At 57.5% G+C, this 16,342-nt stretch carries 13 protein-coding genes; 7 read left to right on the top strand and 6 right to left on the bottom strand.

The genetic code is table 11. The features are described 5' to 3' along the window. The first annotated feature begins 4 nt into the window (after window positions 1-4). The 4 genes from PH5382_RS10050 to PH5382_RS10035 all read left to right on the top strand — a co-directional run bounded on the left by PH5382_RS10050 (window position 5) and on the right by PH5382_RS10035 (window position 6,292). The gene (locus PH5382_RS10050) at window positions 5-1,822 is read left to right on the top strand and encodes a methyl-accepting chemotaxis protein (RefSeq protein WP_082645627.1); all 1,818 of its coding nucleotides are present in this window, start codon (window positions 5-7) and stop codon (window positions 1,820-1,822) included. Window positions 1,823-2,455: 633 nt separating this feature from the next. Beyond that, window positions 2,456-3,004 (top strand): hypothetical protein, encoded by a 549-nt coding sequence (locus PH5382_RS10045; protein WP_058334237.1) that lies wholly within the window; start codon window positions 2,456-2,458, stop codon window positions 3,002-3,004. A 158-nt stretch (window positions 3,005-3,162) separates the two neighbouring features. Then, complete coding sequence (locus PH5382_RS10040) at window positions 3,163-5,391, top strand: ATP-binding protein (RefSeq protein WP_058334236.1); 2,229 nt, start codon at window positions 3,163-3,165, stop codon at window positions 5,389-5,391. Window positions 5,392-5,497: 106 nt separating this feature from the next. Then, window positions 5,498-6,292 (top strand): lysozyme family protein, encoded by a 795-nt coding sequence (locus PH5382_RS10035; RefSeq protein ID WP_058334235.1) that lies wholly within the window; start codon window positions 5,498-5,500, stop codon window positions 6,290-6,292. 15 nt (window positions 6,293-6,307) lie between these two features. Here PH5382_RS10035 and PH5382_RS10030 read toward each other — a convergent pair whose 3' ends face one another. The 5 genes from PH5382_RS10030 to PH5382_RS10010 form a co-directional block, all read right to left on the bottom strand. Beyond that, window positions 6,308-7,249 (bottom strand): hypothetical protein, encoded by a 942-nt coding sequence (locus PH5382_RS10030; RefSeq protein ID WP_058334234.1) that lies wholly within the window; start codon window positions 7,247-7,249, stop codon window positions 6,308-6,310. Between the two features lie 30 nt (window positions 7,250-7,279). Next, a complete protein-coding gene (locus tag PH5382_RS10025; RefSeq protein ID WP_058334233.1) occupies window positions 7,280-8,596 on the bottom strand; it encodes a TRAP transporter large permease in 1,317 nt (438 codons plus the stop codon). Further along, complete coding sequence (locus tag PH5382_RS10020) at window positions 8,596-9,309, bottom strand: TRAP transporter small permease (protein WP_058334232.1); 714 nt, start codon at window positions 9,307-9,309, stop codon at window positions 8,596-8,598. The genes PH5382_RS10025 and PH5382_RS10020 overlap by 1 nt, the downstream gene beginning before the upstream one ends. Before the next feature lie 74 nt (window positions 9,310-9,383). Further along, the gene (locus tag PH5382_RS10015) at window positions 9,384-10,364 is read right to left on the bottom strand and encodes a TRAP transporter substrate-binding protein (RefSeq protein ID WP_156414878.1); all 981 of its coding nucleotides are present in this window, start codon (window positions 10,362-10,364) and stop codon (window positions 9,384-9,386) included. A gap of 66 nt (window positions 10,365-10,430) precedes the next feature. After that, the gene (locus PH5382_RS10010; RefSeq protein WP_058334254.1) at window positions 10,431-11,672 is read right to left on the bottom strand and encodes an NAD(P)/FAD-dependent oxidoreductase; all 1,242 of its coding nucleotides are present in this window, start codon (window positions 11,670-11,672) and stop codon (window positions 10,431-10,433) included. Window positions 11,673-11,817: 145 nt separating this feature from the next. Here PH5382_RS10010 and PH5382_RS10005 point away from each other — a divergent pair, with 145 nt between their 5' ends. Continuing rightward, on the top strand, window positions 11,818-12,714 hold the full coding sequence (locus PH5382_RS10005) for a LysR substrate-binding domain-containing protein (RefSeq protein ID WP_058334231.1): 897 nt from the start codon (window positions 11,818-11,820) through the stop codon (window positions 12,712-12,714). Between the two features lie 275 nt (window positions 12,715-12,989). Here the strand turns inward: PH5382_RS10005 and PH5382_RS10000 are convergent, their stop codons facing one another. Then, window positions 12,990-14,681 carry a thiamine pyrophosphate-binding protein gene (locus PH5382_RS10000; RefSeq protein ID WP_058334230.1) on the bottom strand — a complete coding sequence of 564 codons (1,692 nt, stop codon included), beginning with the start codon at window positions 14,679-14,681 and terminating at the stop codon, window positions 12,990-12,992. Between the two features lie 201 nt (window positions 14,682-14,882). On the opposite strand from PH5382_RS10000, the gene PH5382_RS09995 reads away from it, so the two are divergent. Next, window positions 14,883-15,575, top strand: coding sequence for a GntR family transcriptional regulator (locus tag PH5382_RS09995; RefSeq protein WP_058334229.1), 693 nt, complete (start codon window positions 14,883-14,885; stop codon window positions 15,573-15,575). Window positions 15,576-15,595: 20 nt separating this feature from the next. Beyond that, entirely contained in the window at window positions 15,596-16,330 is a 735-nt protein-coding gene (locus PH5382_RS09990; protein WP_058334228.1) for an aspartate/glutamate racemase family protein, read from the top strand. Window positions 16,331-16,342 lie beyond the last annotated feature (12 nt).

Below are 16,342 nucleotides of genomic sequence, written 5' to 3'. Positions count from 1 at the left end.
ACACATTAGTGGCCGTTGGAGGCGCGAAAACGTCAAGTTACTTGGGAAATGCGGGCTCAGCGGAGTAGGCCAAAGGCTGATTCTGCAGGAGAACCCTCAGATCGCCCAGATCGGGTCGGGTCTGGTTGCGCTTTTGTCAGCCAAGGAAGCCGCCGGCCAACAAAGGGCAGCCGGCGCAGGTGGTCTGGGCAAAGGGGCCTTCCCGCTGCCAGTCTATCTCAAGTTTGCTGAAACCGGCGGCAATGAAACAAGGCTGCTGGAAGTTGCCGAACTTGCCTTACGGTCGCATTTCCCGGATCTGGACCTGCGAAAAGGTCTTGTCGAAACGGATTTGCCAGAGATGCGAAAGGCTATTCTTGCCGCAGGTCCAGAAGGGAAAACACCTGATTTTTCAGCCCAGGAATGGTTCAGAAATGCTTCTGCCTGGTTGACCTATCTCCACGAGATAGAGGGCGAAATTGCAAGCAATATGGACAACCTTGCAAAAGACGCGGCTAGTAAAGCCTGGATGGCACTGGTTGTTACCTCTGTTTGCGTGCTTTTGGCATTGCTTGTCAGCGCGACCATTGGGGCACGGTTGATTTTGTCTTTCACAAAACAATTTGGGTCTCTGCAACGCGATCTGGACCGGATCTCTCGCAAGGAATTCGATTTCACACCGGAAAACCTGGACCAGAATACTGAAGTCGGGCGTCTCAGCCAGGCTATGGAGGTTACGCGCGCCGCGTTGCAGGAGGCAGAAGAGAAACTTGTAGCTATCGAAAAAAATCGTGTCTCTGACCGAGGCGCTGTCGTAGGGAAACTGGATACCCACCTTGGGCGTTTGGCTGAGCGTGATCTGGATTGTGAAATCACGGAGGCGTTTCCTGAAGAATATGAAGAGGTGCGCGCCAGTTTCAACGCAACTGTTGCGACATTGAAATCAACCATGTTGCAGGTGATCTCAGCAACCGGCAGTATTCACAATGGAGCAGCCGAGATCAGCCAGGCCACAGATGACCTGTCCAATCGCACGGAAAGTCAGGCTGCGACCCTGGAAGAGACTGCAGCGGCTCTCGAAGAGATGACGGCCTCTGTGAAGTCTGCCGCCGAAGGTGCGCGCAGCGTGGAAGCAACCATGGGCGAAGCGCGTCAGGAAGCAGAGAAGAGCGGAGTTGTTGTCCGTGAGGCGGTTTCGGCAATGACCGAGATTGAGAATTCGTCGGTGCAGATTTCTCAGATCATCAGTGTGATTGACGATATTGCCTTTCAAACCAATCTTTTGGCGCTGAACGCAGGTGTCGAAGCAGCAAGGGCCGGCGAAGCAGGTCGGGGTTTTGCTGTTGTGGCATCAGAGGTGCGTGGTCTTGCGCAGCGATCTGCAGATGCTGCGACCGAAATCAAAACTCTGATCAGCGACAGCTCCAAACAAGTGGAACAGGGCGTGGGGCTGGTTGGCAAGGCCGGTGAAGCGCTCAACAGTATTGTTGGACGCGTCAATGAAATCTCTACCCTGGTGTCAGGAATTGCTGCCGGCACCTCTGAACAGGCGACTGGTCTGAGCGAGATCAACACCGGCATGACCCAGCTTGATCAGGTGACCCAGCAGAACGCCGCCATGGTTGAAGAGACCACAGCGGCCGGGCATTTGTTGCACAGCGATGCCGGAAAGCTGGCAACGTTGATGCAGGAGTTCACCCTGGCTGACGCACCTAAGATCGTTGTTAAAAACGCAGCCTCGCTGCCTGAGGCAGATGAGCCCAATGCAGAGGATTGGGCGACAACAGAACCCGCGAGTCATCCGGCGCCTCTGGAAGGGAACGCCAGCTGGCAAGACTTCTGAGTTTGAACAGCCAGTATGGTTAAAACAGGCCAGGCGTCGTTCGAAAGAGAGTTTCGAGCGGCGCCTGACTCCGTTCTGAAGGGGGCTGGGATAGGTTCGCATCACGTCGAGCTCAGCCTGTTTGAAGCCGGACCTCTCACAGACTTTGGGTGTCAGGCTTGTCGTTTGCAGGAACGGGCAGCCGGTCCCAGCCATCCTACCCGGTTCTCCTGAGAGGATGGCAATGACGGAATAGTCAGAGCAGAACAGCTTGCACTGCCTCGGCGGCGTCCTGCCTGCGGGCTTTACAGAAGAACTTACTACCTCTAGCGTTGTATGTGATCCAGGCTCATGGTCGAGCGGAATGCTGGATGTGTGAATGTGATGTGTGTAGGTTTTTTCCGTTGGGGCATTGGCCATTGGCCTTGCCTTTTTACCTCTAACAAGGCGTCAAAGAAGGTCGCAGCTGAAGTACGGTTGTCTTGCTGGCTTCCGTCAAGGCACAGGCTCGTCAATTCAGAATACTATCGTGCTGTCGATGGTCCAGGGGGGCATACAGAGATCCAAACAAGGGAACGGCTCGGACTTTCCCTGTGCACAATTTTAAAGTGTGCTCAAACCCTGTCCATCGTTTTGAACCTGCTTTTGTGGACCATGCCTGCGGGGCATGCGCAAGGCCACGCCGCTGCTGCTCTTGCACAGCCAAATCTGGTCAGCCTGTCGGTCGCAGGTATTCCTCCGATGATCACATCTGCGGGCGGTGGTTACATGGATTTGATTGTGCGGAAAATGTTGGCCCGGGCCGATATTGACTATCAATTTGTGAAAATTTCAGCCCGGCGTGGCGTCATCGATGCGGCAGAAGGGACCATTCACGGAGTGTCAATTCCGCATGCCGACCTGCGCGAAATATATCCAACGCTAATCCCCATGCCAGAGCCGGTTCTCCCCTTGGAATTTGCGGGCATATTCTTGCGTGATGATATTGCAATAACCAAACCGGAGGATTTCCGAGAGTATAGCGTCGCCCATATTCGGGGGTGGAAGCAAGCCGAAGATCTGTTTGCTGGACATGGCAATGTCGAACAGGTGCGCCGCCCATTTTTATTGACGGAAATGCTGGCTCTAGATCGCGTTGACCTGGTCTTTTTCTCTACGCCGACTACGAAACATATCGCTGGTGAGGTTGAACTAAAGGGCTAGAAAGTAACCGATTTTCGCATTGAGAAGTACCTGCACCTGCATTTCAACTCGGCCCATCACAGCCTCATTGGCCAGCAGCAGCCCGACCTCAGGGAAATGAAAGCAGACGGCACCTATGACGCATTTGTGTCTGACTACTATTTGGAAAGGTGAATTTTATGAACGCAGCGGGAGGCAGATCGGGCATTCGCCAAAAGGTCAACAGAAGCCTCATCCTGCCGATCGTTTCTCTGGTTTTTCTGGCAGCACTGGTGGTTGCAGTTTCAAGCTATCGCCTTGGAAACACTAGACTTGAAAAACGGGTGGAGACATTGGCGCATAGCAGCGCCGTGCTGTTCGAAGATCTGCTGTGGCAACTTGACTATGATACAATCCAGCTTCTTTTGGACGAACACATCACGCTTGGGGCTGTCACGGGGGCACAACTGACTGCCAGAGGTCAAATTCTTTTTGTGGCAGGCACGATGGAAAGCGGCAGTTCTTACTACTCCTATACCTGGCCGCTCATGCGTTCTTTCCGGGGTGAAGAGACGCAGCTCGGGATGTTGACACTCCAAATGAGCCGACAGGGCGTGTTATGGGACGTGGGCCGCCGGGTGCTGGCGACTTTGGCGGTGGCTGCGCTTGCAGTCTTGGCGACCGTCCTCATTATTCAAAGGCTTTTAAACCGGCGGCTCATTCTGCCGGTCCTCAGAATTGCAGATGGGCTTGAAAACTGGAGAGGAGACTGGCGGGCTTTCGAGATCGATCTTGGCCGACGGTGCGACGGTGATGTCGTAGACGAAGGAGATGAACTCGACCGGTTGGTGCATTCCATCCATTCCATGCGCAATCAGATCCTGTCTTCGCATGAAATCATAAAGTCGCATGAGCAAAGCCTGCTGGTTGCCGCGAAATTTGCCGGGATTGGTTTCAGCGCCTACGAGCTGGAGACCGGGCGATATCTGGAATGCGACAAGAACTTTGCAAACCTGTTTGGTATGACCGAGCAGGAGCTCGCCTGCTGTTCTTTCACCGATGATATAATTCCGACCATTATTGATGTGGCAGACGCAGAGAAGGCGCGCGGGATTGCTGCCAGACTGGCGGCCAACGGCACTGCTGATGGGGTTTTCTTGTTTGGCCACCCGTCGGGAGATCAGCGATATATCCGCCAGTTTTTCATGCTGGACACTGGCGGCCGATCCCGGGGGGCAATCGTGCGCACCATTGCCCAGGACGTGACCGAGATGACACAGCTACAGGCGAATTACCTGCAGGCCCAGAAATTGAAATCTCTGGGGAGCCTGACAGGGGGACTGGCACATGATTTCAATAATATTCTTGCGATCATTCTGGGCAATCTGGAGCTGCTGCAGGAAGAGATTTCCGATGAGGCGCAGCACAGGTATCTTGATACGTCCCTGATGGCGGTCAGACGTGGAACCGGGCTCACCAGTCAGCTGCTCGCCTATGCGCGTAAGCAGCCGCTGCGGCCGGAGATCATCAATGCGTCACAACTTTTGGATGAGTCGCGTGCGCTGCTGGATACCACCGTTGGGGAGACCATTGATCTGGAGTTTGTGCTGGACGGTGGGCTATGGGCCATCGAGGCCGACAAAACCCAGCTGGAAACCGCAATTTTAAATCTTGTCATCAATGCCCGCGATGCCATGCCGGATGGAGGCAAACTGACACTCGAAGTCAGCAATGCGAGGCTCGACCGGGATTATACGAATAGCTACGAAGAGGTCGAACCCGGGCAATATGTCTGCATCGCTGTTTCAGACATGGGAACGGGGATGGATAGTGAATCCATTGACCGCGCTCTGGAGCCTTTCTACACGACCAAAGGGGTGGGAAAGGGGACCGGGTTGGGGCTGCCGATGGCCTATGGGTTTACCAAACAATCCGGCGGTCATTTCAAGATATATTCCGAGGTTGGTAGCGGCACGACGGTCAAGATTTACCTGCCGCGTGTTGTTCTTGCCGGTGAGAGCCCGGCTGCCACCGAAGGCACCGCGGCCGGTATTAATCTCGCGGGGCTGCACGTTTTTCTGATCGAAGACGATGACAGTCTGCGCCGAACCTTTGAGACACAGTTGCGCAAGCTTGGCTGTCTGGTGCATGTGGCGTCTGACGGGCCAGCAGCGTTGCATCTGGTAAAAACGCTTTCTCAGGTTGATCTGATCCTATGCGATGTGATCTTGCCAAACGGCATGAATGGTCCCAGCGTCGTTGCGACCTTGTTGGAAACATTTGCCGAGGCAGCCGTCGTCTACATGTCGGGCTACACCGAGAATGCGATAGTCCATCAGGGCCGTCTGGAGGAGGGCGTGACAATGCTGCAAAAACCCTTTGCAATGCCGGATCTCAAAGTGGCGTTTCACAAGGCATTGGGCACATAGGCACTGCGAAAGCAGTCTTGCTCCACTGAACGGCTGCCCGCTAAGAATATATCAAGACTGTCCGGTCAATGTGTCACCAATCCTTGGTTTCAGACAGAAGGCTGACATGACCAGACAAGGTGCTGCCCCAGCTCTCCTCGCTCTTTTGCTTCTCAGCTTTGCTGTGTTTGCGCGTCCGCTCCAGGCGGCGGAGCGATTTTCCATCGTGAACGAAGGTTTCTTCCAGCAAGGGGCGCTGTCTTCCGCGCAGCCTGTTCTGGCGCGCCATGATCCGGTGTCGGTGCTGTCGTCGGGCCGCAACGAGGTTACTGGGGCGGCCGATATCGAGGCCGAGATGGAAGCCGTTCAATCTACCCTTGCCAGTCTGTTCACCGGACGCAGCGGCACCAGCCTGTTTCGTGCTTTGCCGCGCGGCAAGGCTCAGGATGCGGTGGCAAAGCTGATGCAACTGATCGCAAGTGCAGAGGCAGGCAGCGCGCAATATGATGCGGTACAGCATGCGGCTAGAATTCGCCCGGGCAAGCAGCCCACAGCGATGACCCTTGGTGAAATATACGACTGGATCGCCCGCACGCCAGGCCAGCAGCATGCCATCGGCCGCTATCAGTTTATTCCCGCCACGCTCAAACGTCTTGCCAAAAAGGCTGGCGCCAAGCGCGGTGATGTCTTTTCGCCAAACTTGCAGGACCGTCTGGCGCATCAACTTCTCGAAGAAGCGGGTTTGAGCGCGATGATAGCCAAAGAAATGAGCCGCACGGCTTTCATGAATAATCTTGCCAAGATCTGGGCGGGTTTGCCGACCTCTAACGGAAAGTCCTATTATCACGGGTTGGCGGGCAACCGTGCGGTGTTGAGCTGGGCGCGGTTCGAAGAAGAAATGGCGCAGATCTTTCCGAGCTAGCAGGCCGCTACAGGATCAGTTCTGCGGCTGTGCGGCCCTGGCATAGATCGGGCGCATCACCATGGCCGTCAGATACATCGGCACTTGATAGCACCCAAGAAAGATCAACAGCGGATCTGTAGTGCTGGCAGGCAGAGCAATCAGAAACAGTGCAAAATTGCGGTTTCCGGCAACCACGGCGGTCGGGACCGAAATGTTTCCAGCACCGCGCCACAAAAGCCAGCGAAAGCACAGATACTGCAGCCCCAGATTGGCGACCAATACAACGGCCAGCCATTGCGCAACCTCAAAGGGGGCGCGATACAGAGCAGGGCCGAGAGCGGCCATCAGACCAATTACGATCACCATGAGGGCTAGAATGGTAAGCCCGTCTACGGCCCGCGCCCGTCGCTCGGACAGGTCGCGGGCGAACCAATGGCGACAGGCAAATGCCAGCCCCACAGTCAGGGCAATGGTCCCGGTCAGCCGGAAAGAGGCCGTCAGCACATGCCACAGACTGCCAAGATCCGGGGACAGCAGAAAAACCGGGATCACCGTCAGGGGCATCAATGCTGTGCCAAGGATCAGCAGGCGAAAAGCAGGCTCAGGGGCATGCCCCAAAAGCTGGGTGATATTAGGGCTGCCAGTGACCGAGGGGGCTGCGAGCATCAGAACCAACGCCACTGCCAATGGCGTGGCAGAGAGACCAAGCAGCCAGAACAGGCCCACCGCCAGCATCGGTAGCAGCATCTGCAAGATCAGTACGGATTTGAGGCTGGACACCCCGTCCTTCAGCCCTCCAAAGGCCCGCGGCGCACCAATGCGGAAAGCCGTTAGAAACAACAACCCGGCCACCATTTCTGGCAGCCAGGGTTTCAGCGCGGCAGCCAGATCCTTGAGCAGGAACCCGGCCAGCAACCCAAGGACCAATGCCACCTGCCCGTGGCGGGCCACACTGGTCAGCATTTTGACGATCATCCTTATCTGTCCATGATACCTGCGCCGATACTAGCCGCTGGCGGCGCCACTGCGCAGGTTGTTGGGCAGCCAGGTTGCCAGCTCGGGCCAGGCCACCAGGATCACCACCATCACCAGCATCAGCCCCACCATTGGGATGGCGGTTTTGGCGATATAGGAGATCTCGTGCCGGGTCATGCTTTGCAGCACAAACAGGTTGAAACCGATCGGGGGTGTCACCTGCGCCATTTCAACCACCACAACGATGAAAATGCCGAACCAGATCACGTCGATGCCAGCCTGTCGGATCATCGGCTCAACAATGGCCATGGTCAGCACCACAGATGAGATACCATCCAGGAACATGCCCAGCACCACGTAGAACAGGGTGAGCGCCACAATCAGCACCAGCGGTGACAGGTTCATCTGGTCGATCCAGGCTGCCAGGGCGCGGGGCAGCCCTGTAAAGCCCATGGCCAAGGACAGGAAAGAGGCCCCCATCAGGATCAGGGCAATCATTGCCGAGGTGCGCGTGGCCCCCATCAGCGACTCGGTAAAGGTGCTCCAGCTGAGCGAACCTTGGAACAGCGCCAGCGTCAGCGCGCCAAGGACGCCAACGGCGGCGGCTTCGGTGGCGGTGGCAAGCCCGAGGTACATCGAGCCAATCACCACGGTGACCAGCATCAGCACTGGAATCAGAAAGCGGCTCTCTGCAAGCATCTCGCCAAAGGACATGGCGGGCTCGGGGGCGGGGCGCTGATCCTTGGCAAAGAAATGCCAGCCCATGATATAGGCCATGAACAGGCTCGCCAGCACCAGGCCGGGAAAGATGCCGGCCATGAACAGCTTGGTGATCGATTCATTGATCGACACCCCATAGACGATCAGTGTCAGCGAGGGCGGGATCATCAGACCCAGCGTGGCAGCACCGGCCAGGGTGCCCACAATCATGTATTCGGGATAGCCGCGTTTGCGCAACTCGGGGATCGACATTTTGCCGACAGTGGTGAGTGTCGCCGCAGACGATCCTGATACGGCCGCAAAGATGGTGCAGCCCGCGATATTAGTGTGTAGCAGCCCGCCGGGCAGCCAACGCATCCAGGGGGCAAGACCGCGGAACATGTCCTGCGACAGCCGGGTGCGATACAGGATCTCTCCCATCCAGATGAACAGCGGCAGCGCCGTCAGGGTCCAGCTGGACGCCCCGGTCCAGATAGTGGTGATCATGGCGTCACCGGCGGGGCGGGTGGTAAACAGCTCCATGCCGACCCAGGCGACGCCCATCAGCGCAAGGCCGATCCAGACCGAACTGCCAAGCAGGGCAAACAGGACAAAAACAAAGATGAGGGTTGTATAAATCTCGCCCATTATTCCACGGCCTCCGAAGTAACGCTGGCCCGGCGGGTGATCAGCAGACGGCACAGATAATCCCAAAGCGCCAGCGCCAACAGGACGGTGCCAATCGACATCGGCAATTGTGGCAACCAAACAGGGGTATAGACCCAGTCAGAGCCTGTTTCGGCCCAGAGTTTGCCCCAGTCCGCAGGAGAGGTGGCAAACATCGCAAAGAACGAGAGCAACCATTCCGGGGTGAAATCCTGCCCCTGGGTGCGGTCATTCAGCATCTCGGACATGATATTGGTCTTGATCGCATAGCGGGCGAAATAAGTGGCGGTGACGGCGGCGATCCACATGGCAAAAGCATCCAGCCACAGGCCAAAGCGATGCCCCATGTTGAGGAAAATCGAAACCCGGATATGGGCCCCGCGCGTCAAGGCATGGGCGAGCGCCAGAAACGAGGTCGCCGCCATTGCGTAGCCCGCATATTCGGTGGAGCCGGGAAAGGTCAGGCTGCTCCAGCGGGCAACCATTTGCGCCACGATGAGCAGCAAAATGGTCACCATACAGACCGAGGCCAGCACGCCGGACAGCAGATACAGCCTGTCAAACAACCGTTGCAGTGGCCGCAGGGTCCGGCCTGTCTGCTCTGGGGCTGCCAGACAGATAAGCGCCAGAACCGTAGGAAAAACAAACAGCCATGCCCATAGCGGCAGGCCAAGAAAAGGTTGCCAGTCGCGCATTCCCAATCCCCCGAAAGGTGTATTTTAAACGGCTCCAACCCAAAAGGGCAGGAGCCGTCATGTGAAGGATGGATTTAGTGGGCGTTATAGGCGTCCAGGATGGCTTTGCCGTCATCACCCGCAGCTTCGAGCCAATCTGCGGTCATCTTGGTGCCGATTTCCTGCAGCTCTGCCAGGAACGCGGGGCCTGCGTCGGTCACATCCATACCATTGCCCGCGAGCTGCTCAAAATACCAGTTGGCCAGCTCTTCGGATTTGGCAGAGCAGGCAGCACCGGTTTCATCAGCGGCTTTTTGCACCTGGCCCTGGGTCTGGGCGCTCAGGCCTTCCCAGACCTGCTTGTTGACCATGACATAGTTGCGCGGCAGCCAAGCGTTGACCTTGTAGTAGTGGGTCAGATGTTCCCAGACCTTACGGTCATAACCAGTGGACCCGGACGAGATAAACGCCTCGGCAACGCCCGTTGCCAGCGCCTGGCTCAGCTCGGCGGCCTCGATCTGGACAGGGATCATGCCCAGCTCTTCGGCAAAGGTGGCGGTGGCGGTGTTATAGCTGCGAAACTTGATACCCTGAGTGTCGTCTGAGGAGTTGACCTCTTTCTTGAAATAAAAGCCCTGACCGGGCCAAGGGCAGGTGTAGAGAGCGACAAGGTTCAGATCGCCCAGCTGCCCGTTCACCTTATCCTTGGCGGCATGCCACAGTTTTTCATTGTCAGCATATGTGGTTGCGACAAATGGCAGGTTGTCCCAGCCAAGCAGAGGCGCCTCATTGGCGTGGGCAGACATGAAACGTTCACCAATCGGCGCCTGACCGGTCTGCACCGCACGCTTGATTTCACCGCCTTTGAACAGGGAGCCGCCGGCATGCACGGTGATGTCGATGTCGCCGCCGGTGTAATCACGCACCTTGTCGGCAAAGACCACGCCCATCTCTGAATGAAAGTTGGTGGCGGCATAGGCCATGGGCATGTCCCAGCTTTCGGCTGAGGCAGCAGCGGCTGTGAGGGCCAAAGCAGAAGCAGAAACGGTGATTTTGATCGAAGTTTTTATAGTCATTATCTTCTCCCTGAAGATTGGTTTTTGTTGTTTTTCAGTTTTTTATTATAGGTTTTCGTCTCGATTTCAGGCGAACCGGTCAGGTTCAAAGGGACGCATATCCAAATTCATTGGCTGGCCGGTAATCAGGCTGGCCACCATGCGCCCGGTCTTGGCCCCGCCTGTCAGGCCGATATGGTGATGGCCAAAGGCAGTATAGACGCCCGAGGTTCCGACCTCGCCAATCAGTGGCAGGCTGTCGGTCGGGGCGGGGCGAAAGCCGAGCCATTCTTCTTCTTCAGTGGCCTGCATCTGCGGAAAGGTCTCCGCCACGGTGCGTCGCAGCAGGGCCAACGGCGCTTTTGACGGGGTTTCATCCAAGCCGCCAAATTCGACCACACCCGCGCATCGTAGTCCCTGATCCATTGGTGTCGCAACGAATTTTCCGGCGGCTACCATCATTGGGTAACGCGGGTGGATGTTGGGGGATTTGAACAGGATATGGTAGCCCCGTTCGGCCTCCATCGGCACCTTGAGGCCGAGTTTCTGCATCAAAGGCTTTGACCAGATCCCGGCGGAGATCACCGCCTGATCGCAGGCAATACGCCCCTGATCGGTATCAACCGCTGAAATGCGCCCCCCCGAGAGGTCGAAATCCTTGACCTCTGCTTGGATGAACGTTCCACCCATCTCGACCAGCAGCGCGACCAGATCCTTGACGTAATTGGCCGGATTCAGGATGAAGCCATGGTTCTTGTTCACCGCCAGAAGTTTGGTGTTTTCTCCTAGTATCGGCTCGTGTTCCTGCACGGCTGAGCCTTCAATGAGTTCGGGCACAAACCCGGCCTCGCGGCGCAGTTCCCACACGTAGGCGTCGGCTTCAAAGGCGGCGCGATCTGCGTAGGCAAAGTTATAGTCGCTCTCTTGAATCCATTTGGCCGCCGGAGTGCCTGCGGTCAGCGCCTGATGCTGCTCGACGCTGTCGCCAACGATATGGGTCAGCGATTTGGCAATGCGGCGGGTATCACTGTCATTGGCATGCGAGAGGTATTTCACCAGCCAAGGCAGCAACTTAGGCGTATAACCCCAGCGCATGAACAGCGGGAATTTGGGGTCCAGAAGATACTTCGGCCCCTTTGGGATCAGCCCTGGCGTGGTGACCGGCACCATGGCACAGCTCGCCAGCAGACAGCCGTTGCCATAAGAGGCCCCCATGCCGGGCTCGCCCTTGTCGATCAGCTTGACCTCATGGCCAGCCCGTTTGAGCCAAAGCGCAGTTGCCGCGCCAACAATACCTGCGCCCACGACGACTGTGTGTTGTCCACTCATGCGAAGAAGATCCTTAGAGCGTGGTGAATTTTGCGGGGCATCCCTGATCTTCCTATTCTTGTTTTCTGAAACCATGCCCATTGCCCGGTATCATTTCAAATACAATCTTCGATGCAATCCATAATGAAAACTGATATAGTATGGCATGAATTTACGTTTCAGACAGCTTCAGGCCTTTCACGCCGTCATAGAGACGGGAACCGTGACCGGTGCTGCGGCCCTTTTGGGGGTGTCGCAACCGGCGGTGTCCAATCTTTTGTATCAGCTGGAGCGCCAGACCCGCTTCAAATTGTTCGAACGTGATAAGGGGCGATTGCGGGCCACGCCCGAGGCCAACTTGCTGTTTCGCGAAATTGACACGGTGGTGCGCGGCTTTGACCATGTGACCCAAGCGGTGATCGATCTGCAGAACAAACAGGCCGGGCAGTTGCAGGTGGCCTCGCAGCATTCGATGTCATTTGGATTTATGCCCAAATTGATCGCGCGTTTTGCCCGGGATCGCCCGGATATGTCGATTTCGTTCCAGTCGCAGTATTCGTCGAAAATCCAGGAGTGGGTGATGTCGGGGCTGTTTGAGATCGGCATCTGCGAAACCCCGCTATTGCACGATGGGTTGGAGGCCTATCCGATCAAGGTCGAGACCCTGATTGCCCTGCCTGAAGGTAGCCCGCTGGCGCGTCATGCAGTGCTGACGCCACAGCTATTGGAGGGGGAGCCATTTCTGGTCATGGGGCCGGATCACATGACTCATCGGCGCACGCGAGATGCCTTTCAGGAGGCCGGAGTACCTTGGAAAACGCGGGTGCATGCGCAGCTGTTCAAGAACCTGCTGAGCTTTGTGAAGGAGGGGATGGGAGTGGCGGTCCTGGATCCCTTCGTGCTGGATTTTGATCGCGAAGGTGGCTTTGTGACGCGGCCTTTTCAGCCGCAGATCCTGATGGAAATGGCTGTGATCACCTCAAAGACCCGTCCGTTGTCCTCTATCGGGCAGGAATTTCTGACTCTGCTGAAATCCGAATTGGCTCCCTACTGCATTGCCTGATATGCGCTTGGTATCAATGAGCTTAGCACAGGGCAGTGGAGTGGGCCGAGCAAGGAGAGCCAGACGGGGGGGGCTCCCGCGCGCGAGCGGCAATCTGAGATTGCCACACCGCCCTTGGGTCGGGCGCCGCGCTGTCGCGCGGCGCGGTTGGTGGCTGCTCAGAGAACGGTGCGGAACAGAGTTCTGCGGGGGATAAGCACAGGCAGTTGTGGTCAGGGCTAAACCTGTTCGGCATGGCATCCGGCGCAGCGCCCGTTCTGCAATGAACCCGGGTCTCACCCCATCCAACGCCGCACTGGGGCGTTGCTTTCTTCCAGCGCCTGACAGACCACATCCACAAGGGTTGGGCCGTCGTGATCGACCGCTTGGCGCATGATGCGCTCCAGGTCGGCAGGGTTTTCGACGCGCCAACTTTTGATCCCATAGGCAGCCGCGATGGCAGCATGATCGGTGCGACTGAAATCGACGTTGTGATAGCGCGCGCCCTTGTCAGCGAACTGGCTGGCCTTGATCCAGCCGAAATTGGCATTGGAAAACACCACAAAGGTGATCGGAGCGCGGGCGCGGCAAACGGTTTCCAACTCTCCGACGGTGAAGCCAAAGGAGCCATCTCCCATCAGCGCCACGGTTTTGGAACCGGGCCGTCCATACCAAGCCCCGAGCGAGGCCGAGAGCGCATAGCCCAGGCCACCATGGGCGCGGTTGGTGATAAAGAAACGTCCCGGCTGTTGCTGTTGGTAGTAGGCTGAAAAATAGGGGCAACTGGTGCCGGGGTCGGATACCACTGTGGCGTCCGGTGGTAGCACCTTCATAAGCGCATCCACCACCCGTTCGGGGCGGATCGGGGTCTCGCGGCTCTGCGCCAGATGATGGAATTTTTCGAATTTGCGGGCCTTGATATCGGCGATGGCAGCTGCCCCGCCAAAGGTGGCGGTGCCCTGTTTGTGCTGGTCCAGCACTGCGTTGACCTCTGCCAGCGAGAGGCGCAGATCGCCCACCACGCCGACTTCGGCGCGGTAATTGGCCCCGATCACCATCGGGTCACTGTCGAAATGCACCACGCGGGTGCCGGGTGCCGGGGCCTCCCAGCGCGACGTGGTGGTAGACCCGGCGCGACAACCCATGAAGACCACGAGATCGGCGGCCTGCATCATCTCCCAGGTCTCATCCGTGCCGCCGTTGGAGCCGACAACGCCGAGGCAGTTGGCATGGCTATCCGCCAGCGAACCTTGCCCAGAGATCGAGGTGGCAACCGGGATATCAAGTCGACCGGCAAGGCGCGCAAGCTCCTCCATGGCGCCGGCAATCACCACGCCGCCGCCACAGATGATCAGCGGTGATTTTGCCGACAGGATCGCATCGATCGCTGCTTCAGCAGCTCCGGGTTCTGGCGCTTGCGGATAGGCGGGGTAGCTTTGATGTTTGGGATCAGCCCAGATGTCGCTGGGATCCACCGCGTCATATTGCACATCATAAGGCAGGCCCAAATGTGCTGCACCAGAGCGCCCGGTGGTCATCGCCTTGAAGGCGGTGCGCACCATGCGTGGGATATGCTGGGACTGCTTGATCACCGTGTTCCATTTGGTCAGGGGCCGCATCAGGGCTTCCTGGTCGACCTCGGTCAAAGGATATTTGCCATAAGAGGCCACCGAGATATCCGTGGTGATGCCCAGCACTGCATAGGAGCTTTCAGAGGCCTCGATGAGGCCGGGCAGAATGTAGGTGGCGCCACCACCGGACGGACCTTCGGCCACGCCGGGGCGGCCAGTTACACGGGAATAACCATCGGCCATATAGGTCGCACTGCGCTCATCGCGGGTCAGAACATGAGTGATGCCGTGATCCAGCCCGTGCATCGCATCATAAAAGGGCAGGGTGGTGTCACCGCACAGGCCAAAAATATGGCGCACACCATGGGCCTCGAGCATCCTGACCATGGCTTCAGCGCCGTTCATTGTGTTGCTCATACTGGGCTTCCCTCTTGCTAGTCGGTTTGCTGCGGCAGAATCAATAATTGCGTTCAAGATTGTATACAGTTTGGAATTCATTATTGCGGATAAGTCAAGCCTGACCTAGTTTAGCCCTAAATCAACAGGTGCTGGTGCGCAGGAAAAGCAGTCTTCGCAGGAAAAGCAGGCTACACAGGCAAGGTTCACGGACGAGGCGAAATGGCAAAACGAGAAAGCAATGTTGACCGGGTCTATGAGGCTCTGCGCCGTATGGCGGCGGATTTTGCCTTTAAACCGGATCAGCGGATCAATGAAAGTGCACTCTCCGAGGTCTTGGGTGCCAGTCGCACCCCCTTGCGGGAGGCGCTTAACCGTTTAGTAGCAGAGGGTTTTTTGACCTTTCAGATCAATCGGGGTTTCTTTTGCCGCCCGCTGACACCAAGCTATATTCTGGATCTCTACGAGGCCCGTGTGGCAGTGGAGTGCGAGGCGCTGCGCCTCGCCTGCGCGCGGGCCTCTGATGCCGACATAGCCGCTCTGTCTGACTATCTGGACCGGATGGAGCCCGACTATCAAACCGTCACCGAACTGGAAGAGCTGTTGGCGCTGGACGAGAGCTTTCACACCCGGCTGGTGCAGCTGTCCGGCAATCATGAGCTGCAGCGTATGTTGAAGAACCTAAATGGGCGGATTCGCTATATCCGACTGATCGATCTGAGACGTATGCGTGACCAAGCAGAAGGGTGCGCCCCCGGTGATGTCTCGGCGCACCGCCGCGTTTTGGAGGGGCTGGTCGCACGCGATGCGCAGGCGGCCACCGAGGCGCTGCGCAACCATATTGAGAAACGGCGTGAACAGGCGACCGAGGCGGTGCGCATTGCCTTTTCGCAGCTCTATGTGCCTGACGATTGAGAAACCCAAGGAGAGACAGCATGGAACAGGGCGGCAAGACGGTCTATGGGGCCGCAGTGGGGATCCTGATGCTGGAGACCCAGTTTCCCCGCATTCACGGCGACATGGGGAATGCACTCAGCTGGGATTTTCCGGTGCATTACCGGGTGGTGCGGGGCGCTACCCCGGATCGGGTGGTGCGCGGGGACCCAACGGCCTTGCTGGATTTGTTTGTGGATGCTGGGCGGGATCTGGTTGCTATGGGATGCGATGGCATCACCACGAATTGCGGGTTTCTGGCATTAATCCAGGATCAGGTTCGCGAGGCTCTTGGGGTGCCTGTTGCAACCTCTTCGCTGATGCAGGTGCCGATGGTGCAGGCGCTGTTGCCACGTGGCAAACGGGTTGGGGTGCTGACGATTTCCAAAGAAACTCTAACGCCTGCGCATCTGGTTGCCGCTGGGGCTCCGGCGGATACGCCTGTGGGCGGCACCGATGGGTTGCGTTGTTTCACGCGTGATATCCTCGCTGATGCGCCGCAGATCGATTTTGCCGCCTGTCGTTTGGACATGATAGATGGGGCGCGGGCCTTGGTGGCGCAGAATCCGGATCTGGGGGCGATCGTGCTGGAGTGCACCAACATGGTGCCCTATGCGCGGGATCTGCGCCGCGTCACTGGCCTGCCGGTCTTTTCAGTCCACAGCTTTGTCAGCTGGTTTCAGGCAGGCCTTATGCCGCACCGGTTTGATCTGGAGCTGGATGACCCGCGCTGGTAGCTGGCCGGACGG

Origin of the sequence: Phaeobacter sp. CECT 5382 (assembly GCF_001457775.1) — a bacterium.
Lineage (GTDB): Bacteria > Pseudomonadota > Alphaproteobacteria > Rhodobacterales > Rhodobacteraceae > Pseudophaeobacter.
This window is presented reverse-complemented; position numbering and strand designations above follow the sequence as displayed.